17 protein-coding genes and 5 pseudogenes are annotated in these 20207 nt (G+C 68.9%); 6 read left to right on the top strand and 16 right to left on the bottom strand.

The genetic code is table 11. From position 1 onward, the window contains the following. Positions 1-2 precede the first annotated feature (2 nt). The 7 genes from ACQEV2_RS23200 to ACQEV2_RS23170 form a co-directional block, all read right to left on the bottom strand. Entirely contained in the window at positions 3-2231 is a 2229-nt protein-coding gene (locus ACQEV2_RS23200; RefSeq protein ID WP_433044677.1) for a cell division protein FtsK, read from the bottom strand. Positions 2232-2311: 80 nt separating this feature from the next. Next, a complete protein-coding gene (locus ACQEV2_RS23195; protein WP_433044674.1) occupies positions 2312-2638 on the bottom strand; it encodes a hypothetical protein in 327 nt (108 codons plus the stop codon). Between the two features lie 17 nt (positions 2639-2655). Beyond that, complete coding sequence (locus tag ACQEV2_RS23190; RefSeq protein WP_433044671.1) at positions 2656-2826, bottom strand: pRL2-8; 171 nt, start codon at positions 2824-2826, stop codon at positions 2656-2658. Between the two features lie 2 nt (positions 2827-2828). Next, positions 2829-3146: a hypothetical protein gene (locus ACQEV2_RS23185; protein WP_433044668.1), complete on the bottom strand. Its 318-nt coding sequence runs from the start codon at positions 3144-3146 to the stop codon at positions 2829-2831. Positions 3147-3148: 2 nt separating this feature from the next. Then, on the bottom strand, positions 3149-3529 hold the full coding sequence (locus ACQEV2_RS23180; RefSeq protein ID WP_433044665.1) for an RRQRL motif-containing zinc-binding protein: 381 nt from the start codon (positions 3527-3529) through the stop codon (positions 3149-3151). Next, positions 3529-4524 carry a DUF2637 domain-containing protein gene (locus tag ACQEV2_RS23175; RefSeq protein ID WP_433044662.1) on the bottom strand — a complete coding sequence of 332 codons (996 nt, stop codon included), beginning with the start codon at positions 4522-4524 and terminating at the stop codon, positions 3529-3531. Before ACQEV2_RS23175 ends, ACQEV2_RS23180 begins: the two co-directional genes overlap by 1 nt. Then, positions 4521-4811: a hypothetical protein gene (locus ACQEV2_RS23170; RefSeq protein ID WP_433044659.1), complete on the bottom strand. Its 291-nt coding sequence runs from the start codon at positions 4809-4811 to the stop codon at positions 4521-4523. Before ACQEV2_RS23170 ends, ACQEV2_RS23175 begins: the two co-directional genes overlap by 4 nt. Before the next feature lie 515 nt (positions 4812-5326). Here ACQEV2_RS23170 and ACQEV2_RS23165 point away from each other — a divergent pair. Together ACQEV2_RS23165 and ACQEV2_RS23160 are read left to right on the top strand one after the other, a co-directional pair. Next, a complete protein-coding gene (locus tag ACQEV2_RS23165) occupies positions 5327-5662 on the top strand; it encodes a GntR family transcriptional regulator (RefSeq protein ID WP_433044656.1) in 336 nt (111 codons plus the stop codon). A gap of 158 nt (positions 5663-5820) precedes the next feature. Further along, on the top strand, positions 5821-7068 hold the full coding sequence (locus ACQEV2_RS23160; RefSeq protein WP_433044653.1) for an XRE family transcriptional regulator: 1248 nt from the start codon (positions 5821-5823) through the stop codon (positions 7066-7068). Positions 7069-7205: 137 nt separating this feature from the next. On the opposite strand, the gene ACQEV2_RS23155 is transcribed toward ACQEV2_RS23160, so the two are convergent. Then, entirely contained in the window at positions 7206-7871 is a 666-nt protein-coding gene (locus ACQEV2_RS23155) for a hypothetical protein (RefSeq protein ID WP_433044650.1), read from the bottom strand. A gap of 1051 nt (positions 7872-8922) precedes the next feature. Here ACQEV2_RS23155 and ACQEV2_RS23150 point away from each other — a divergent pair. From ACQEV2_RS23150 to ACQEV2_RS23140, 3 pseudogenes are all read left to right on the top strand, one after another. Continuing rightward, positions 8923-9201 (top strand): annotated as a pseudogene (locus ACQEV2_RS23150) (phosphotransferase); the annotation flags it as partial. Then, a pseudogene (locus ACQEV2_RS23145) lies at positions 9200-9919 on the top strand (DUF4097 family beta strand repeat-containing protein); the annotation flags it as partial. The pseudogenes ACQEV2_RS23150 and ACQEV2_RS23145, both read left to right, overlap by 2 nt. 101 nt (positions 9920-10020) lie before the next feature. Further along, positions 10021-10362: pseudogene (locus ACQEV2_RS23140) on the top strand (ATP-binding cassette domain-containing protein); the annotation flags it as partial. Between the two features lie 3 nt (positions 10363-10365). Here the strand turns inward: ACQEV2_RS23140 and ACQEV2_RS23135 are convergent. The 8 genes and pseudogenes from ACQEV2_RS23135 to ACQEV2_RS23100 form a co-directional block, all read right to left on the bottom strand. Next, positions 10366-11676, bottom strand: a pseudogene (locus ACQEV2_RS23135) (universal stress protein); the annotation flags it as partial. Between the two features lie 12 nt (positions 11677-11688). Beyond that, positions 11689-12372 carry a response regulator gene (locus tag ACQEV2_RS23130; RefSeq protein ID WP_433044647.1) on the bottom strand — a complete coding sequence of 228 codons (684 nt, stop codon included), beginning with the start codon at positions 12370-12372 and terminating at the stop codon, positions 11689-11691. Between the two features lie 100 nt (positions 12373-12472). Beyond that, positions 12473-13105: a potassium-transporting ATPase subunit C gene (locus ACQEV2_RS23125; RefSeq protein ID WP_433044644.1), complete on the bottom strand. Its 633-nt coding sequence runs from the start codon at positions 13103-13105 to the stop codon at positions 12473-12475. Between the two features lie 4 nt (positions 13106-13109). Then, positions 13110-15245, bottom strand: coding sequence for a potassium-transporting ATPase subunit KdpB (gene kdpB / locus ACQEV2_RS23120; protein WP_433044641.1), 2136 nt, complete (start codon positions 15243-15245; stop codon positions 13110-13112). Beyond that, positions 15245-16906: a potassium-transporting ATPase subunit KdpA gene (kdpA, locus tag ACQEV2_RS23115; protein ID WP_433044638.1), complete on the bottom strand. Its 1662-nt coding sequence runs from the start codon at positions 16904-16906 to the stop codon at positions 15245-15247. Before kdpA ends, kdpB begins: the two co-directional genes overlap by 1 nt. A gap of 8 nt (positions 16907-16914) precedes the next feature. Then, complete coding sequence (gene kdpF / locus ACQEV2_RS23110) at positions 16915-17004, bottom strand: K(+)-transporting ATPase subunit F (RefSeq protein ID WP_037770757.1); 90 nt, start codon at positions 17002-17004, stop codon at positions 16915-16917. Then, positions 17001-17189, bottom strand: a complete 189-nt coding sequence (locus ACQEV2_RS23105; RefSeq protein ID WP_433044634.1) for a hypothetical protein — start codon at positions 17187-17189, stop codon at positions 17001-17003. Before ACQEV2_RS23105 ends, kdpF begins: the two co-directional genes overlap by 4 nt. Positions 17190-17205: 16 nt before the next feature. Next, complete coding sequence (locus ACQEV2_RS23100) at positions 17206-19047, bottom strand: APC family permease (protein WP_433044631.1); 1842 nt, start codon at positions 19045-19047, stop codon at positions 17206-17208. A 222-nt stretch (positions 19048-19269) separates the two neighbouring features. On the opposite strand from ACQEV2_RS23100, the pseudogene ACQEV2_RS23095 reads away from it, so the two are divergent. Further along, a pseudogene (locus ACQEV2_RS23095) lies at positions 19270-20160 on the top strand (cation:proton antiporter); the annotation flags it as partial. Positions 20161-20207: the final 47 nt, after the last annotated feature.

Genomic DNA, 20207 nt, shown 5'->3' with positions numbered 1-20207 from the left:
CCTCAGCCCGCGTCCCGATTTCCGTCACGCTCCGCAATGGCCGTGACGATATGGGAGCGGTCGATGCCGCGCCGGTTGACGACCTTGCCGTTGACCCGGCGGCCCACCTGGATGGTGGACACGCCATGGGGCTTCAGGGCCGCGGCGAGCCCTTCGGGGTCCCATCCGTCGTAGACCTCGCCGCGCAGGTCAGCGAGCCGGGCGACGACGGTCTCGGACCACACCTTGGGCTCATCGGCCGGGACGACTGCGAGGATGTCGGCGAGCAGGTCGTATCCGCTGCCCGCAGCAGGTTCCGGCTCCTGACCGAGGGCGTAGCCGGACAGGGTCCCGGCTTCCTCGCGTGCCTTGCGGGCCCGCAGCGCGATCCGTTCGGCGGTGGGTGCGTCGACGTAGACGCTGCGGATGATCCGGGCATCGGAGCCGTCGCCGACGAAGTAGGCAATGCCCTTGTCGGCCCAGGAGAACATGGTGGCGCGCACGCCGCGCTTGTAGGAGGACGTGCCGAGCACCATGTCGTTCTCCGTCTGGCCCATGACCTTCATGCACAGCCGCACGCCCGCGTTCGCGCTGATGCCGGTGGGCAGCGACTTGGCGTCGGGGCGCTGAGTGGCCAGCATGAGCACGATCCCGGTGGCCGGGCCCCGCTTGACCAGGTCGGTGCAGATTTCCTCGAACTCCTTGCCGTACTTGTCGTGCTCGAACCACACCTGGCATTCGTCCACGGTGATGACGATGGGGTGCAGTCCCAGGCTCGGCTTGGAGGCGAGTTCGCTGGTCACCTTGGACTCGGGGCAAATGTCCCGCGGCAGCGAGCGGATCACCTTGGCGCGGCGGCGCAGTTCGCCGCGTACCTCGCGCATGTCGGCGATGGCGTACTCGATGTCCTCGTCTTCCTCCCCGGCGCGGTGCCGGTAGGAGACGTGCTCGCCGACCGGATCCAGGTCGCCGGTGCCCTTCAGGTCGTAGGTGTGCAGCTCAGCGCGCGGATCCAAGGCTGCGATCAGCGCGAACAGGCGCAGCAAGAACGTCTTGCCCATGCGCGGGATCGCGCCGATGATCGCCGCGATGTACATGAACGTCAGGCCCACCCAGCGGCCCCGCTGATCGGTAGAGAAGTCGACCGGCTTGAACAGGTCGACCAGACCGGACTTGGCCAGCGACCACGCGGGCTGCTTGGCCTTGTTCATGTCCTGATCGCCCACCCACAGCACGAGGCGTCCGGTGTGCTCATCGGCCACCGCCTCCGGCCACACGCAGCCCAGCGGGCGGCGCAGGCCGGACGCGAGCCGCTCCCGCCGCTCGATGATGTCCGTGACCGTCACGCCGTACGGGAGGTTGCCCTCCGCACGCCAGCCGGGCCCGTCGCGGGTGATCGGGGCGGTGAACTCGAACCCGTCCCGACCCTTGGCCTGCGCCTGGTTGATGGCCGGGATGCCGAGCGAGCCGAGCGCCCGCAGCACGATGTCCGAGGTGAGCTTGACCGCCGTGGGCAGTTCCACCGCACGGTGGATGACCGGGTCATCGGCCCTGCGGCCGGCGTACCCGAGCGCCAGCACGACCGCGCCAACCGACAATGCCTGAAGCCAGTCGGGGGCGAGCACGTAAATGGCGAGTGCGGCGCCGAGCCCGATGAACATCGCGAGCACGGTCACGAGGGTGCGCAGTCGGACGCGGCCGTCGCGCTGCCGTGAGAGCTTCAGGTACTCGGCCGCGTCCTCGCGCCGCACGGCGGCGAGTCGGACCGGCTCGCCCTCGCGGTCGGCCACCCACCGCATCGTGCCCCCGATGAAGCGGGCGGCGCCGGTCGGGGCTTGCAGGGTGAGCCGGGCGACGTAGACCGGGGCACGCAGCGCGTGATAGCCGAGCGAGTGGGCGTAGTGGCGGGCCACCCACGCCGACGCGGTCTTGAGCTCCGCCACGGACTTGAGCCACACCGGAACAACCGCGCGGCGCCGCGCGCCAGCGAGCCGACCCAGGTAGCCCGGACCGGTCGCGGTCGGAGCCGACTGGTCGACCATCGCGCGCGCCGTCGGGTCGCCCGACTCCCTACCCGACCGCTCCGGAGCGGAGTCGGCCGACGGGTCGGCGTCGGGTCGGATGGTCGGGTCGGCCGACTCCGCGCGGGCCAACCGCGCCTTGTCGAGGTCGACTACCTCGCCCCCGGAGTCGGCGTTCATCTCTGCTTCGAGTCGGTTGAACAGTTCGTTGGCGTCGTCGGGGTGCTTCACTGAGAGTCCTTCCACTTTCGGGTGTGAGGGAGGGCGGGCCCGGCCGACGCTGTAGGAGGTGAGCGGCCGGGCCCGTGGGCTTACATGCCGGGCGGGAGTGCGCTGCCCGCGGGGAACTCGAAGACCGTGACCAGGGCTTCAAGGCCCGGGTCGTCGACGTAGGCGACGCGGGTGTAGATGACCGTCAACGGGGTGCCGTCGCGACCGGTGGTCGGATAGGCGCGGACGTCGTGTCCCCATGCCCGGCGTCGGCTGATCTCGAAGCGGGCGCGGGACGCCGGGACCACGCCGTGAACGCCGAACCTGCGGCCCGACAGGCACACGACCCACGCTGAGTCGGCAGGCAGCGGCTGCCCCAGCGAGCCACCCGAGCCACGGAACAGACGGGTGATCCACTTCAGGCCCATGCCTGAACTCCTCCTCGTCACCGCCAGCGGGACTTCGCCTTGGGCACGATGTAGGGGTGGCCGTTGATCATGTGGTCCACGCACTGCGGGCAGTCCTCACGAGGCTTGAGGTGGCGATGTGCGCGCCGATCGTGAGCGTGCTGCCAGCACTGCGGGCACTGGCCGGGCGGCGTGTCCATCCGGGCCATGGTCACCACCACCCCGAGGACTTCTTGGCGGCCTTGGCGGTGGCGGCCTCGTTCAGGACCCGCTGCCGCTCCGTCTCCAAGGCGGTCAGCTCCGTGGTGAGCCGGTTCAGCACCGACTGCCACAGGGTCTCCAGCTTCCGTTCCGCGCGGCCGGGGCTCTTGCCACGGGCGATCTTGTAGGAGCCGCCCGCCAGGGCAGCCACGACCTGACGGCGTTCGCGGCCGGTCAGCGGCCACAGCTCCTCTTTGCCAGCCGCTTCGAGCTTGCGCCGTGTCTGCTGGATCTCGCGGTCCAGGCGGCGGGTGTTGGGCTTGAGCATAGTCAGCCCCTCCTCGGGGTGTCGGGGTAGGCGCAGGGAACGCACATGCCGAGCGAGCCGGGGATGACGTATCCCGCGTCGGTTCGGCAGGCCGGGCATGTGCGGCGCGCGCGCATGGCCTTGGCGAGTGCGGCCCGCTTGCCGGGCGTCATCGGCCGCACGGGCTTGGCGCGGTCGATGCGGTACAGGTAGGCAGTTAGCGGCGCGCGTCGGCGGCGCGGACGCAGCAGTTGAGCTGCGATCGGCTGACCGCCGGGACGTAAGCCGCGGGCGCGGAGCTGACGGCGTGTGGCGAGCCCGTCGGGGGCGTAGCGCCACGGGTAGGTGGGGATGCCGTACTGGCTGCCGGTGGGGTCGAAGCACTTGCCGAATGCCGCGGGCATCAGGCTGCCTCAGCCTCGGACTCCTCGCCCTCTGGTGCCTCCACCACGTGCAGCGGGCGGCCCTCAGCGCGCTCGCCCTTCAGGGTGTCGCGCAGCTTGCGGGCGTTGGCCTGCGAGACGTGCAGCGTGGTGCGCAGACGGTCCGCGGTCAGCTCCGCGTCCGTCCAGTCCACGGTGACCTTGCGCGCCTCGGTCAGCGCTTCCTCGAAGGTGCGCTGCGCTTTGCCCTTGGCGGGGGTCCGGCGCGGCGGGCGCGGCTTGGGCTCAGCCGCGAGTGCCGGCGGATGCTCCACCGCGGCCTCAGCGGGCGTCTCCTGCTCGGTTGCACGGGCGAGTTCGCCCATGCGCAGCTTCACGCGCTCGCGCCGCGGGGTCTTCCAGCGCCACGTCCAGCCGTAACGCTCGTGCAGGTCCGCACGGGCCAGCAGCCGTTCGCGCTCGCAGGCGAGCGCCAGGCTGTAGGAGGTGACCTCCCACAGCGTCATGCGCCGCCACAGCGCGAACGTTGACAGCGGCGCCAGCAGCCACCGCGACCAGCGGATCTTCTCCATGCGGCGGCCGGTGGCGGCGCCGATGCGGACGGCGTAGATGTGCGCGCCGATCTCGGAGAACACCACCCACAGCAACGGCATCGTGCCGTGCGCCACCTTCGCCCACACACCGTGTCCGGCGGCGACGTTCAGCCCGCAGGTGACCAGGGTGAGCACCCAGGGCACGAACCGCACCCACGCGAGCGCCATATCCATGCGGATCAGCAGCAGGTTGGCCACGGTGAACACCGGGATGGCCACGTCGATACCGACCGGCAACATCCACGGCTCACCAAAACCCCAGCGGAGCGCGGCGGCCGATACGGCGTCGAAGGAGGCGATCAGACCGAGCGCGCCGACTCCCGCCGCGGCAAGCGCGCCCACTCCGGCGAGCCCCATTTCCGGGCGGGTCAGCGGCGGCACCCCGGACAGCGGCGCCTCGGGGGTCGGGGGCGTGGTGGTCATGCCGCTGCCCCCTTGCGTGCCGGGCGACGGCCGCGGGCGGGGCGGGTGAGCGGGATGACGTCGAACAGGTCCGGGTTCTCCTCGATGACCTGCGCGGCCATGCGGACCAGGTCATCGGGAAGGTTCGGGTTGTCAGCGAGGATGTCTCGCGCCGCGTCCAGGCGGGCCGCGCGCTCTTCGTCCGTCTCGCCCTCCACCCCGAGCCACAGCTCAACCGGGGTGCCGAGCGCCAGTTCCGCGAAGTCCTCAGCAGAGATGGCCTGTTGGCGGCCAATGTACGTATGCATGGCAAGACTCCTGAAGTGGAGGGACAGGGAGCCGGAGCGATGCAGGCGTGTTGGTGAGACGGCGACCGCTCCGGAAGCCCCCGAGCCGCAAGTTGCGGCAGGGGATAGCGCCCCGGCGGGAGTCGAACCCGCCTACGACCATCGGGGCAGCACTGGAGCGAGCGGGGCCGACGGCATGAACGCCAGGTCGGGCCCGCTCGCGAGATCAGGTGCGCGGGTCTTTCTCCGCGCGGGCCGCCTTCTTGGAGCTGAGGACAGGCGGTAGATCCTCGGTCCACTGTGGAGTTCTCAAGGTGCGATCAGCGCGGGGCCCGCGGCGCGCGGCAGAAGCCGCCTTCCGGCCGCCGCGAGCGGCAGCCATACGGGCAGTCCCGAGCCATTCGTGCAGGTCAAGCGGGTTGCCATCCCGAAGTTTCCGGGAGGCCACTCATTGACTAGCTTGCACTAGTCTGCTGTGGTGCACAACCCCCGTGGGGTGATGCGCGCTAGTTCGCTGTGGTGGGTACGCTCAGAGCATGACTGTCACAGGAGGGCCGAAGCCGAAAGCGGTACAGGTCGCGGACGCACTTCGCGAGGACATCAAGAAGATGAAGCCGGGGGACAAGCTCCCGTCACAGCGCGAGTTGATCGACCGGTTCGGATTCGCGAGCCAGACCATCCAGAACGGCTTGGCCGCACTCCGGGCCGAAGGACTGATCGTGTCGGCCGGGAACCTCGGCAACTTCGTCAGCGACGGGGCTTCCCCCAGCAGCGACGTGCGCGACGACATCAAGGAAATCCGCTCCCAGATTCAGGCGTTGACTGAACGGGTCGCAGCGCTCGAAGAGCGTTCCGCCCCGGGTGGTGCGTGATCTGCAACCAGCATGCGTGGAACGGGAGTTGTGTCGTAAGTGACAGCCAGGGGACGACGAAGCGGAGGTGGGGACATGTCCAGTGACACCCCTGTGTCCCCTTCCCTGTCCCCCTGGCTCGCGGGTGAGACTCGGAGTAGGCACTCGGAGGAGGGCACATGACCGATGACAGGCCCGCATGGGCGCGGCGCATCGCTGCCGAACGGTTGGCGCGCGACTGGTCGCAGCGTCAGGCAGTGAGGGCACTGCGGGCGCACGCTCCCACGGAGCTGCCCGCAGAGGACAGCATGATTCGCCAGTGGAAGCGCTGGGAGTCAGGCCAGATGCCGAACGACTTCTACCAACCGATCATCGCGGCCCTGTTCGGCACCGTGACGCACGCGCTCTTCCCGGCGCCTTCACGACGGGACGGGGACAAGGAGATCCTTGCAGCGTCCGGCATGGAGACGCTGGAGATCGTGAGCCGCCTCAACCGGTCCGACGTCGACAATGCCACGCTGGACGCCCTGCGGATCACGGCGGACCGGCTCGCCTCGGAGTACCCGTTCATGCCGAGCGAACAGCTCCTCATCGAGGGGCGGCAGTGGCTCCGTCGTGTTGTCGAGCTTCACACGAAGAGCCTCACGCTCGCGCAGCACCGCGAGGTGCTCGCGCTGTCTGGTTGGCTCGCACTACTGGTCGGTTGTGTCGAGTACGACACGGGCGCACGCCACGCGGCTGAGTCGACGCGACAGGCGGCCCTATCGCTAGCGACCGAGGCGGACCATGCGGAGGTCGCCGGGTGGGCGCACGAGATGCGGGCGTGGTTCGCCCTGACGACCGGCGACTACCGCGGCGTCATCGCAGCCGCGCAGGCCGGAGCCGAGACGGCACAGCACCACGGCGTGGCCGTGCAGCTCGCAGCCCAAGAGGCCAAGGCGTGGGCTCGGATTGGGGACCGCCGGCAAGTCGAGGTTGCCTTGGACAAGGGGCGGCGGTTGCTCGAAGGGATGCCTTACCCCGAGAACCTGGACAACCACTTCGTAGTGGACCCTGCCAAGTTCGACTTCTACGCGATGGACTGCTACCGCCTGGTCGGTGAGGACAAGCTCGCGCGCACGCTCGCCGAAGAGGTGCTGAGGGCAGGAACGGACTTCGATGGCACCGAGCGCTCGCCGATGCGCAACGCCGAAGCTCGCGTCACGTTGGGCGTCACAGCGGCACGTGAGGGCGACTTGGAACAGGCACTGGTGATGGGCGAACGCGCCCTCGAAGGGGACCGGCAGTCGGTGCCATCGCTCATCATGACCAGCCGAGAACTCGCTGCCGAGATGAGGAACCGGTACAGCTCCGAACCGGCAGCACAGGACTACCTCGCGCGGCTTCACTCGCTCGCTGAGCAGAAGCCCGGATTCATGCCTCGCTGAGCCCCAAACACAGGTTAGCGAGAAAGGTCCGCGCGCGCGTTATCTGCATATTCAGACAACGCCGCATCGATGCATGGCGGCATGCGGACCTAGTCTGCACTGGCACTTCTGCTAGGCAGCCGAGTTAAGGAAGCCCACTATCGCACCGTGAGGCTCGGAAACGATTTATCCTTCTTATCGGCCTCATGCTTGTCTTTATCGTATCCGAGATAGCCGAATATTATCGCCGCAAGAAGCGACGCAATGGAGATCACAATGGTGATTCTCTCGAAATTGGACATTGAGGGAGCCTGCGGTGGTGGCGGGCTTTCCGAGATCCAAAGGGTGGTCTGGTGGCGCCGTACAACACGCGTGCCCACGATGAAGCCAATAAAGTACGCGAACGTGGGGCATACGCCAAGGGGCACGAAAGACCACGGGGACGTAGCGGCTTTAGCTGACAGATCGACACCAGCGGCTGTCAATATAAGCACGTATGCGAGCCATGATGTCCCCGCGAACATGACGCCCGTCAGTTCAGGGCTGAGGAGCCAAAGCCGACGCTTCCCGTGCGTGTCCTGAATCAAAGATTTTAGATGCTCAACCTTGGAACGGGCCCAAGCGGGATCCCCGGAGATTGATAAAGTTAGACCTTTAGGGGAAATTTCTACGCGAATACTTTTCGGGAATTCGTCGTCGGGTGTGTCATCTCGGGATGTCGTTATGCTTAGCCAGAGGTTATCTACAACTTCTGGATCACCAGGCTCATTTGACTCGCTTAACCCCTGGACCAGATCATCTAGTGTCGCCGCGTAGATTTCCACGAGGATTCCTCGCCGCGTCCCCATGACCCGGCCAGCAGAAGATGGGAACCCTTCGCACATTACGGCCCAAATGCGCTCAATATGCCTACGCTCTAATTTGCAGTCCTCGAAGAGGTAACTGGCCCGGGCCATAGCGGTGTGCGGCGAGGGAGACGACATGCCTACATGCTCGCAGTCGGCCACGGGCTGCGAGTCCCGTTTGAGGAGACTCCCGAAGCTGCTGAGCCGCCTCCGTGCCGTCAAGCCCACTCCACTGGCGGGCCTGCCGCCTGTGGGCCGCCCGAGCGCAGCCGACGACGACAGCCGACGACAGCCCCTTCCGCTGCTCAGAGACGGCGCCTTGCTGTCGGCGCAGGTACTCATCCGCGAACGTGAGTTGAGGAACAGCAGAGCTCAGGCTGCTGTCACCCACGGAACACATCTCCCGCGTCGGGCGAATCCAGGGGGCCAAACAGGGGGCCAAACGGTGCAGCCCCGTCGAGACCCTCCCGGACGGTCATGGACAGTCCCGGTAGCGAACAGGGCAGGTCGGTGGCACCAATGCAAGGTCGCGAGGGGGCTAATCGCGTTCGGGACGAAGAGGTCGTGGGTTCAAATCCCGCCACCCCGACAGAGAAACAGCAGATCAGGCACTCCCTCACGTGAGGGGGTGCCTGATCTGTTTCGTCTGTGTGTCTGTCTGCGTGACTACCGTCTCGGAGGCGGTGGCGTGCCAAAGCCCATCCATGGCGATGGCCGCGGTCTGGATCACAGGGCGGATCTGCTTCGAGCGCGCAGTAGCCGATCGAGTACGGCGACCGGCGACCGGCGAGCGCGGGTGCAGGTTGCGACGGGCGTCGAGCGCTGCTTCCCACTGCCGAGACCGAGCCGTCGATGTGGCCCATGCGCTCGTCCATCAGCACCTTCTCGGTGCCGAGTCCTCCATATGCGGGCGGTGGGAGTGCCGCAGGCCATGCGGGGTGAGTCCTCTGGCAATGGGCAGCCAGCAGGCGTCGGCCCGGCCTTGGGCGTTGCGGCCACGGACCGGGATGCGATCCAACACCACTGACCCGAGCAGCTCCTGGATGTTCCCCGGCTTCGCCACCTCTGGGCAACGCTGCGCGAACTGCCGCGCGGTGCCGCGGATGACGTGATGACACACGGTGACCTGATTCCTGGCAACGTGCTCGTGTCCGCCGGCCGGCTGGCGGGGATTCTTGATGTCGGCGGCTTCGGGCCGGCTGATCCTTCTCTGGATCTCGTGAGCGCGTGGCATTTGCTCGATGCCGGGCCGCGGCGGGTTCTCCGCGATCACCTGGGGTGCGACGACCTCGAATGGGAGCGGGGAGAAAAAGGACCTGGACGCGCGGACGGCCGAGCAGACCGAGGTCGGTTACGCGAGCGGCCTCCTGACCGTCAGGACGCCCAAGGCCAATCTGTTCGGCCGCACCGGCACCGTCGACGTCACGGTCGAACTGCCCACAGGCTCACGCATCGACATGACCGGCGCCTGGGCCCAGGTGCTCGGTGAGGGCCGGCTCGGCGAGGTCCGCGTGAAGACCTCGTCCGGTGACGCCCGTTCGACACGACCGGCCCGCTGCAGCTGACTGCCTCCCACGGCTCGATCACCGTCGACCGTGTCGAGGGCAGGGCCGAGATCACCACCAGCTCCGGCAGCCTGCGCGTCGGCACCGTCGACGGCCCCGCCGTCCTGAAGAACTCGCACGGCACCACCACCGTCGGAGCCGCGACCGGCGAGCTGCGGGTGAGCGGCGCCAACGGCGACATCCAGATCCGGCGCGCCGAGGACTCGGTCACCGCCACCACCGCCCACGGCACCCTGCGCGTGGACGAAGTGGCGCGGCACCGTCCAGTAGGAGACCAACTACGGCGCCATCGACGTCGGCATCCGCGAGGGTACGGCCGCCTGGCTCGACGTCAGCTCGACCTCCGGGCAGGTCCGCAACACGCTCACCGCGTCCGAGACCCCGGAGCAGACCGAGGACACCGTCAAGGTCCGCGCCCGGACCAAGTACGGCAACATCGACATCCGCCGCGCCCGGGCCTGAGCGGCACCTCCGCGCCTCCGCGCCTCCACACCTCGCCTCATCTCCTCATCTCCTCAACCGGCCCCATTCCCCACCCACTTCAGCCTTCAACGGAGGGCCCCATGGCCTCGTCTGTCATGCCCACGTCCAGGCAGGTGGCGGTCCCCCGTCGCCCGCCGCCATCTCCGCCGTCGGTCTGCGCAAGTCGTACGGCGACAAGACCGTCCTCGACGGCATCGACCTGGCCGTCCCGGAAGGAACGATCTTCTCCCTGCTCGGCCCGAACGGTGCCGGCAAGACCACCGCCGTGAAGATCCTGTCCACCCTCATCTCCGCCGACGGCGGTCAGGGCCCACGTCGCGGGCCACGACCTCGCCACCGACCCGCAGGCCGTACGTGCCGCGATCGGTGTCACCGGGCAGTTCTCCGCGGTCGACGGCCTGATCACCGGCGAGGAGAACATGCCGGGAGCCCACCACCGCGGAGGCCAGCGCCGGGAAGAGACCGCCCAGCAGGGCCGCCGCCACCGTCAGGGTCAGGAACAGCAGCATGTCGTTGGCGAGACCGACGTCCGCAGTGGCACTGGTGAGGAGCCAGGTCAGGAGTGCGGGGCCGAGTACGCCCACGGCCCAGCCCCAGCTGACCCGGGACCGTCCGAGGCGTGCGCCGCGCGCCACCGGCAGGCCGCGGCCCTTGCCCGCCTCGTCGTGCGTGATGAGGTGGACGTCGAGGTCGGGGCCCGACTCGCGGGCGACCGTTGCGCCGACTCCCGGTCCGAAAACGTACTGTCAGCTCCTGCGCCGGGAGACGCCCAGCACGATCTGGGTGGCGTTCACGCCCCGGGCGAAGTCGAGCAGGGCGGCCGGGATGTCGTCGCCGACGACCTGGTGGAAGGTGCCGCCGAGGTCCTCGACCAGGGTGCGTTGGACGGCCAGTTCCTTCGGGGAGGCGGCGGTGAGGCCGTCGCTGCGGGAGATGTAGACGGCCAGGACCTCGCCGCCGGCGCCCTTCTCGGCGAGCCGCGCGGCGCGCCGTACCAGAGTGCGTCCCTCGGGTCCGCCGGTCAGGCCGACGACGATCCGCTCGCGCGAGCCCCAAATGGCCGAGACCTGGTGCTCGCTGCGGTACTCGGTCAGGTAGGCGTCGACCCGGTCGGCGACCCACAGCAGTGCCAGTTCGCGCAGGGCGGTCAGGTTCCCGGGGCGGAAGTAGTTGGAGAGGGCCGCGTCGACCTTGTCCGGCTTGTAGATGTTACCGTGGGCCATACGGCGGCGCAGCGCCTCCGGTGACATGTCGACCAGCTCGATCTGGTCGGCGCGCCGTACGACCTCGTCGGGGACGGTTTCGCGTTGCCGCACCCCGGTGATCGACTCGACCACGTCGCCCAGGGACTCCAGGTGCTGGATGTTGACGGTGGAGATGACGTCGATGCCCGCGGCGAGCAGCTCCTCGACGTCCTCCCAGCGCTTGGTGTTGCGGGAGCCGGGCACGTTGGTGTGGGCCAGCTCGTCGACCAGGGCGACGGCAGGGGCGCGTCGCAGGACGGCGTCCACGTCCATCTCGGTGAAGACGGTGTCCCGGTACTCGATCTCCTTGCGCGGCACCTGTTCCAGGCCGTGCAGCATCACCTCCGTGCGCGGGCGGTGGTGGTGTTCCACGAAGGCGACCACACAGTCGGTGCCCCGCTCGATACGGCGGTGTGCCTCCGACAGCATGGCGTAGGTCTTGCCGACGCCGGGTGCCGCGCCCAGGTAGATCCGGAGCTTGCCGCGTGCCATGTCGTCCCTCGGTCAGGCTTCGAAGCGGTAGCCCATGCCGGGCTCGGTGATCAGGTAGCGGGGGCGGGAGGGGTCCTGCTCCAGCTTGCGGCGCAGCTGGGCCATGTAGACGCGCAGGTAGTTGGTCTTGTTGCTGTGCGAGACGCCCCACACCTCCTGCAGGAGGTGTTTCTGCGTGATCAGCCGGCCCGGGCTGGTCACCAGGATCTCCAGCAGGTGCCACTCGGTCGGGGTCAGCCGCACGTCCCGACCGTTGCGGAGAACCTTCTTGGCGAGCAGGTCGATGCCGAAGTCCTCCGTCTCGACCATCGTCGTCTCGGGGGTGAGCGCGGTGTCCTCGGTACGTCGGACGGCGGCGCGCAGGCGGGCCAGCAGCTCGTTCATGCTGAACGGCTTGGTGATGTAGTCGTCGGCGCCGGCGTCCAGCGCGGCCACCTTCTCGTCGGACGCCTGCCGGGCGGACAGGACCAGGATCGGTACGCGGGTCCAGCCGCGAAGGCCCTTGATGACGTCGACGCCGTCCATGTCGGGCAGGCCGAGATCCAGCAGCACCACATCGGGCTGCCGAGCGGCAGCGAGCCGCAGCGCCGTGGTCCCGTCGGGGGCGGCGTCCACGCCGTACTGGCGTACCTGCAAGTTGATGACGAGGGCCCGTACGAGCTGCGGGTCGTCCTCCACCACGAGCACCCGGGTCATGGGGTGTGCCTCTCCTGTCTTCATGGCGGCGGGAGCCGGCGGTCCGGGATGCCTCCCGGTCCCGCCGACTCCCCTGTGGGTCCGTGACGCCATCGGCTCTTCAGCTCTTCGCCACGAGTTCCTTGAGCGCGATGTTCAGCTCGAGGACGTTCACCCGCGGCTCGCCCATGAAGCCGAGGGTGCGGCTCTCGGTGTGGTCCTTGACCAGCTTCTCCACCTGGGCGACGGACAGACCGTTGCGCTCGGCGACCCGGTGGACCTGGATCTCGGCGTACCGGGGGGAGATGTCCGGGTCGAGACCGGAGCCGGACGACGTGACCGCGTCGGCGGGGACCTGGGAGGGCTGCACCGTATAGCCGGGCACGAAGTTGTCCTTGATGACCTTCGCCTGCGCCTCCTTCACCGACTTGATGAGTTCGGGGTTGTCGGCGGAGCGGTTCGTGGCACCGGAGAGGATCAGCTTGTACTGGGTGTTGACGGAGTTCTCGCCGAGGCCGTCGGCGGGGCGCGGCTGGAAGTAGTCCAGGCTGTAGCCCTGTTGGCCGATCAGGGACGAGCCGACGACCTTGCCGTCCGCCTTGGCCTCGGAGCCGTTCGCCTTGTTGTGGAACAGCCCTTGTGCGATGCCGGTGACGATCAGTGGGTAGATGACGCCGGTCACGAGGGTCAGTACGAGGAGGGCGCGCAGGCCCGCTCCGAGCAACCGGGCGGTGTTCATGACGGAGTTGTTCATGGCCTCAGCCGATCCCGGGGATGAGGGAGATGAGCAGGTCGATGAGCTTGATGCCGATGAAGGGCGCGATCAGGCCGCCGAGGCCGTAGACGGTGAGGTTGCGGCGCAGCATCTTGTCGGCGCTGACCGGCCGGTACTGCACGCCCTTCAGGGAGAGCGGTACGAGCGCGATGATGATCAGCGCGTTGAAGACGACCGCGGACAGGATCGCGGAGTCCGGCGAGGACAGGCCCATGATGTTGAGCTTGTCCAGGCCCGGGTAGACGGCCGCGAACAGCGCCGGGATGATCGCGAAGTACTTCGCGACGTCGTTGGCGATGGAGAACGTCGTCAACGCGCCCCGGGTGATGAGGAGTTGCTTGCCGATCTCGACGATCTCGATGAGCTTGGTCGGGTTGGAGTCGAGGTCGACCATGTTGCCGGCCTCCTTGGCGGCCGACGTACCGGTGTTCATCGCCACGCCGACATCCGCCTGCGCCAGCGCCGGGGCGTCGTTCGTACCGTCACCGGTCATCGCGACCAGCTTGCCGCCGGCCTGCTCCCGCTTGATCAGGGCCATCTTGTCCTCGGGAGTCGCCTCCGCGAGGAAGTCGTCGACGCCGGCCTCCTCCGCGATCGCCTTCGCCGTCAGCGGGTTGTCGCCCGTGATCATGACGGTCTTGATGCCCATGCGGCGCAGTTCCTCGAACCGCTCCCGCATGCCGTCCTTCACGACGTCCTTGAGGTGGATCACGCCGAGGACCCGGGCGCCCTGCGCGTCGGCCACCGCGACCAGCAGCGGGGTGCCGCCGGCCTCGGAGATGCGGTTGGCGATCCGGTCGGCGTCGTCGGCGACGTCGCCCCCTTGTTCCTTCACCCAGGCGATGACCGAACCGGCCGCGCCCTTGCGGACCTTGCGGCCGTCCACGTCCACGCCCGACATGCGGGTCTGGGCGGTGAAGGCGATCCACTCGGCGTGCGCCAGCTCCCCGTGGTGTCGTTCCCGCAGGCCGTACTTCTCCTTGGCCAGTACGACGATGGACCGGCCCTCGGGCGTCTCGTCGGCGAGCGAGGACAGCTGGGCGGCGTCGGCCACCTCGGCCTCCGTCGTGCCGTGCACCGGGACGAACTCGGCGGCCTGGCGGTTGCCGAGGGTGATGGTGCCGGTCTTGTCGAGCAGCAGCGTGGAGACGTCACCGGCGGCCTCGACCGCCCTGCCGGACATGGCGAGTACGTTGCGCTGGACCAGGCGGTCCATGCCCGCGATGCCGATCGCCGACAGCAGTGCGCCGATCGTCGTCGGGATCAGGCAGACCAGCAGCGCCACCAGCACGACCATCGTCAGGTGTGTGCCCGAGTAGTCCGCGATCGGTGGCAGTGTGGCCACCGCCAGCAGGAACACGATCGTCAGCGAGGCGAGCAGGATGTTCAGGGCGATCTCGTTCGGCGTCTTCTGCCGGGCGGCGCCCTCGACCAGGTTGATCATCCGGTCGATGAAGGTCTCGCCGGGCTTCGTCGTGATCTTGATGACGATGCGGTCGGAGAGGACCTTCGTGCCGCCGGTCACGGCGCTCCGGTCACCGCCGGACTCACGGATGACCGGCGCCGACTCACCGGTGATCGCCGACTCGTCGACGGACGCGACGCCCTCGACGACGTCACCGTCACCGGGGATGACGTCACCGGCCTCGCAGACCACGAGGTCGCCGATCCTCAACTCGGTGCCCGCGACCCGCTCTTCCGAGCCGTCGCTGAGCAGCCGGCGCGCGACGGTGTCGGTCTTGGCCTTGCGCAGCGTGTCGGCCTGGGCCTTGCCGCGGCCCTCGGCGACCGCCTCCGCCAGGTTGGCGAAGACCACGGTCAGCCACAGCCACGCGCTGATCACCCAGCCGAACCAGTCGCCCGGGTCCTTGAACGAGAACACGGTGGTCAGGACGGAGCCGATCCACACGACGAACATCACGGGCGACTTGACCATCACGCGCGGGTCGAGCTTGCGGAAGGCGTCCGGCAGCGACTTGACCAGCTGCTTGGGGTCGAAGAGCCCCGCACCGACACGGCCCTCGGCGGGCTTGTGCCCGGTGGGTACGTCGCTGTGCGGCGCCCGGGTGGGAGTGGCTGTGGACATGGAGTCCTCTGACTTCTCGGTACGGGTGGTCATCACGCCAGCCCTTCGGCGAGCGGGCCCAGTGCGAGGGCGGGGAAGTACGTCAGACCGGTGATGATCAGGATCGCGCCCACCAGCAGACCGGTGAACAGCGGCTTTTCGGTGCGCAGGGTGCCCGCGGTGGCCGGGACCGGCTTCTGCCCGGCGAGCGAACCGGCCAGCGCCAGCACGAACACCATCGGCACGAAGCGGCCGAGCAGCATGCACAGGCCCAGCGTGGTGTTGAACCACTGGGTGTCCGCGTTCAGACCGGCGAAGGCCGAGCCGTTGTTGTTGGAGGCGGAGGTGTAGGCGTAGAGGATCTCGGAGAATCCGTGCGCGCCGGAGTTGGTCATCGAGTGCGCCGGCGTCGGCAGCGCCATCGCCGCGGCGGTGAACACCAGGACGAGCGCCGGAGTGACGAGGATGTAGCAGGCCGCCAGCTTGATCTCGCGGGTGCTGATCTTCTTGCCCAGGTACTCGGGCGTACGGCCGACCATCAACCCGGCGATGAACACCGCGATGACCGCCATGATCAGCATGCCGTAGAGACCGGAGCCGACACCGCCCGGCGCGATCTCGCCCAGCATCATGCCGAGCAGGGTGATGCCGCCGCCGAGGCCGGTGAAGGAGGAGTGGAAGGAGTCCACCGCGCCGGTCGAGGTGAGCGTGGTCGACGTCGCGAAGATCGACGAGGCGCCGACGCCGAAGCGGACCTCCTTACCCTCGTACGCCCCGCCGGCGATCTCGAACGCCGGGCCGTGGTGGGCGAACTCGGTCCACATCATCAGGGCGACGAAGCCCAGCCAGATGGTGCCCATCGTCGCGAGGATCGCGTAGCCCTGCTTCACGCTGCCGACCATGAGGCCGAAGGTGCGGGTCAGCGCGAAGGGGATGACCAGGATCAGGAAGATCTCGAAGAGGTTCGTGAACGGGGTGGGGTTCTCGAAGGGGTGGGCGCTGTTGGCGTTGAAGTAGCCGCCACCGTTGGTGCCGAGCTCCTTGATGGCCTCCTGCGAGGCGACCGCACCGCCGTTCCACTGCTGCTGCCCGCCCATGAACTGGCCGACCTCGTGGATCCCGGAGAAGTTCTGGATCACCCCGCAGGCGACCAGCACGACCGCGGCGATCGCGGCCAGCGGCACCAGGACGCGTACGACACCCCGCACCAAGTCGGCCCAGAAGTTGCCGAGTTCACCGGTGCGGGAGCGCACGAACCCGCGCACCAGCGCCACCGCGACGGCCATGCCGACCGCCGCGGAGACGAAGTTCTGCACGGCCAGCCCGGCGGTCTGCACGACGTGGCCCATGGCCTGTTCGCCGTAGTACGACTGCCAGTTGGTGTTGGTCACGAAGGACACGGCCGTGTTGAACGCCTGGTCCGGGTCGATCGAGGAGAAGCCGAGCGAGCCGGGCAGTACACCCTGGAGCCGTTGCAGCAGGTAGAGGAAGAGGACGCCGGCGGCCGAGAAGGCGAGGATGCCGCGCAGGTACGCGGGCCAGGTCATCTCGGTGTCGGGGTTCGCGCCGATGCCCTTGTAGATCCACTTCTCGACGCGCAGGTGCTTCTTCGAGGAGTAGGCCTTGGCCATGTGGTTGCCGAGGGGGAGGTAGGCGAGCGCCAGAGCGCCTATGAGGGCGAGCAGTTGGAGCACGCCGGCCAGTACGGGACCCATGTGTGCTCTCAGAACCTCTCCGGGAAGATCAGGGCGAGGACGAGATAGCCCAGCAGGGCGACGGCCACGACCAGGCCGACGACGTTCTCGACGGTCACAGCTTCGTCACCCCCTTGGCGACGAGAGCCACCACCGCGAAACCCGCGATCGTGGTGAGGACGAAGGCCAGATCGGCCATCGCGAACTCCTGGAGTGAGGTTCGGTGAAAACGGACGATTAGAGGAAAGCGCCTCTCCGGCCGGAACAGGTCGTCCGTTGACGGCTCCCTGACGGCGGCGCCCACGGCCTTGACGGAACTCTTACGCCAGCCGGAAGCGGAGCCGGCAGATCACCGCGTCCGTCTCCCGCCGCACGGCGTGCGCGACGACCGCGCCCCGCTGGTTCTGGAGCAGCCGCTGCCACAGCCGCTCCGGCTCGGCCTCCGGGATCAGCACGGTGACGCGCGTGCCCGGCTCGTCGGCGGCCACCTCACGGACATACGCGGCGATCGGGCGGCCCAGGGTGCGGCGCGCGGAGGGCAGCCGGACCAACGGCACCCCCGGGTTCCATTCCGCCCAGGCCAGCTCCAGGGCGTACAGCGCGGCCCGGTCCTCGACGTCCGGGTAGCACACGGTGACCGCGCGGACCTCGTCGCCGAGGGAGGCGGCGGCGGTCAGGGCCTCGGAGGTCAGACGGGACAGCGACGAGACGGGGACGATCACGACCGAGCGGTCACGGTGCGGGGTTTCGGGTATCCGGCCGAGGCCGAGCCGCTCGCCGATACGGGTGTAGGCGCGGTGCACGGTCCCGAAGCCGAGCACCAGCAGGGGCAGGGCGACGACGACGAGCCAGGCGCCCTCCTCGAACTTGCTCACCGTGACAACGACGGTCGCGACGCCGGTGAGCAGTGCGCCGAAGCCGTTGAGCAGCGCCTTCCCGTGCCGACCCGGCCCCCGCTCGAGGCGCCAGTGCCGGACCATGCCGACCTGGGCGATGGTGAAGCCGACGAAGACACCGATCGCGAACAGCGGGACGAGTGTGTTGGTGTCGCCGCCGGAGAAGACCAGCAGCGCGGCCGAGACGACGGCCAGTGCCAGGACGCCGTGCCGGTGGACCTGGCGGTCGGCCTTCAGGGCGAAGACGTGCGGGGCGTAGTTGTCCCGGGCGAGCAGCTTCAGCAGCACCGGAAGGCCGCCGAAGGAGGTGTTGGCCGACAGGGCCAGCAGGATCATCGTGGCGAACTGGATGACGTAGAAGGCCCCGTTGTGGCCCAGCGAGGCGTCCGCCAGCTGGGCCAGGACGGTCACGCCCTCGACCGGCTGCAGGTGGAAGCGTCCGATCAGCACCGACAGCCCGATGAGCATCGCACCGAGCACGGCGCCGAGTGCGACCTCCGCGCGCTGGGCCCGCTTCACCCGCGGGACCCGGAAGGACGGCACGGCGTTGGCGATGGCCTCCACGCCCGTCAGCGCGGCACAGCCGGAGGCGAAGGCTTTCAGCAGCAGCAACGCGCCCACGCCGGTGGCGTTGTCGGCGAGCACGGAGGCGTGGCCCGCCGCTGTCGCCGTACTCACCGGCTCGGACCGGAACAGGCCGACGGCGATGAGACCGAGGATCGAGCCGACGAAGACGACCGTCGGCACGATGAACGCCTTGGCGGACTCCACGATCCCGCGCAGGTTGACGCCCGTGATCAGGGCGAGCACCGCCAGGCACAGCCACAGCCGGTCGTCGTAGAGGGCCGGGAAGGCGGAGGTGAGCGCCGCCACGCCCGCGGTGACGGCCACGGCGACGTTGAGGACGTAGTCCAGCACCAGCGAGGCCGCCGCTACCAGACTCGTGCGCGCCCCCAGGTGGGTCTTCGCGACCGCGTAGGAGCCGCCGCCGTCCGGGAAGGCCGCGATGACCTGCCGGTACGACGCCACCAGCACCGCCAGCAACGCGGCGATGGCCAGCGTGACCGGCATCGTGAAGCCCAGCCCGTGGGCGCCCGCGGCGGCCAGGACGAGGACGATCGCCTCGGGGCCGTACGCCACCGACGCCATGGCGTCCAGCGAGAGCGCGGCCAGACCGGTGACGGCGGTCAGCCGGTGCCGTTCACCGGTATCAGGCGGCTCCTCGCCGGCGGGGACGGCATCCGGCTCGGTGGTCAGGACGGACATGGGCGCGTGCTCCTTCTTCCTTCGGCCGCGCACGAGGGCCGACGTGTGCGCGGGTGCACCCAGGTTCTGTCCGCTTCCGACCGCGTCCGACTGTTCGTTGCGGCTTCTTCGCGCTCAACCGGCCGACCTTGATGGAACCTTGACGGGCCGCCCCGGGGTAGACCTCCAGTCGTCCGGGCCGTATCCGCCTTGACGTGATCCGGCCCGATAGGGTGAAGGCAGGTGTGCCGGGAAGTCTGGTCGGCCGGAAGCCATGGCGGTTCTCCGAAAGCCCCCAGGGGGACGGCATGCGCAGCGTCGGTACGGTTCTCGCCCTCGTGGTCCTCGCCACGGTGGTCGCCACCTTCGCGCGCCGCGATCGAGATCAGCCCCGAGATCATCGGCCTGGTCGTGCTGCCGCCGCTGCTGTACGCCAGCGCCGAGGACATGCCCTGGCGGGAGCTGCGGGCGGTGTGGATGCCGGTCGGGATCCTCGCCATCGGGCTGGTGCTCGCCTCCGCGGCGGCTGTCGGTGCGGTGGCGGCACTCGTCACTCCCCTGTCCTGGCAGATGGCGTTCGTGCTCGGGGCGGTTCTGGCCAGTACCGATCCCGTGGCGGTCACCGCGCTCGGCCGGCGCCTCGCCCTGCCGCCCAGGGTCCAGGTCCTGGTGCAGGCGGAGAGCCTGTTCAACGACGCGACCTCGCTGGTGCTGGTGCTGGTGCGGGTGGCGGCGGGCATCGCCGTGGCCTCCGCCGCCGCGAACTGGGGTGCGGCGGCAGGGGAGTTCCTGGTGCTCGCGGGCGGCGGCACCGTGATCGGGGCCGCGGTGGCCGGAGTGATCGCGCTGATCCGGCGGCGTACCGAGGACCCGGTCCTGGAGACGGTGATCGCCCTGGTCACCCCGTACGCCGCCTATCTGCTGGCAGAGGCCGCGCACACCTCCGGAGTGACGTCCTGTGTGGTGGCCGGCGTGGTCCTCGGCGGACGCGGCGACCGGCTCACCAACGCCCGCACACGACTCCAGCTGCACGCCGTGTACGGCACGGTCGTCTTCCTCCTGGAGAGCGTGGTGTTCAGCCTGATCGGGCTGGCCCTGCCCGCCCAGGTCCGGGCGCTGGCCGACGCCGACCGGGCCTGGCCGCTGTACGCCCTCGCGGTCGCCGCCACGCTCATCGCCGT

It is taken from the genome of Streptomyces sp. CA-251387 (assembly GCF_050936625.1).
Classification (GTDB): Bacteria; Actinomycetota; Actinomycetes; order Streptomycetales; family Streptomycetaceae; genus Streptomyces.
Note: the sequence above shows the minus strand (reverse complement) of the source record. Positions and strands in the feature narration are given on the sequence as shown.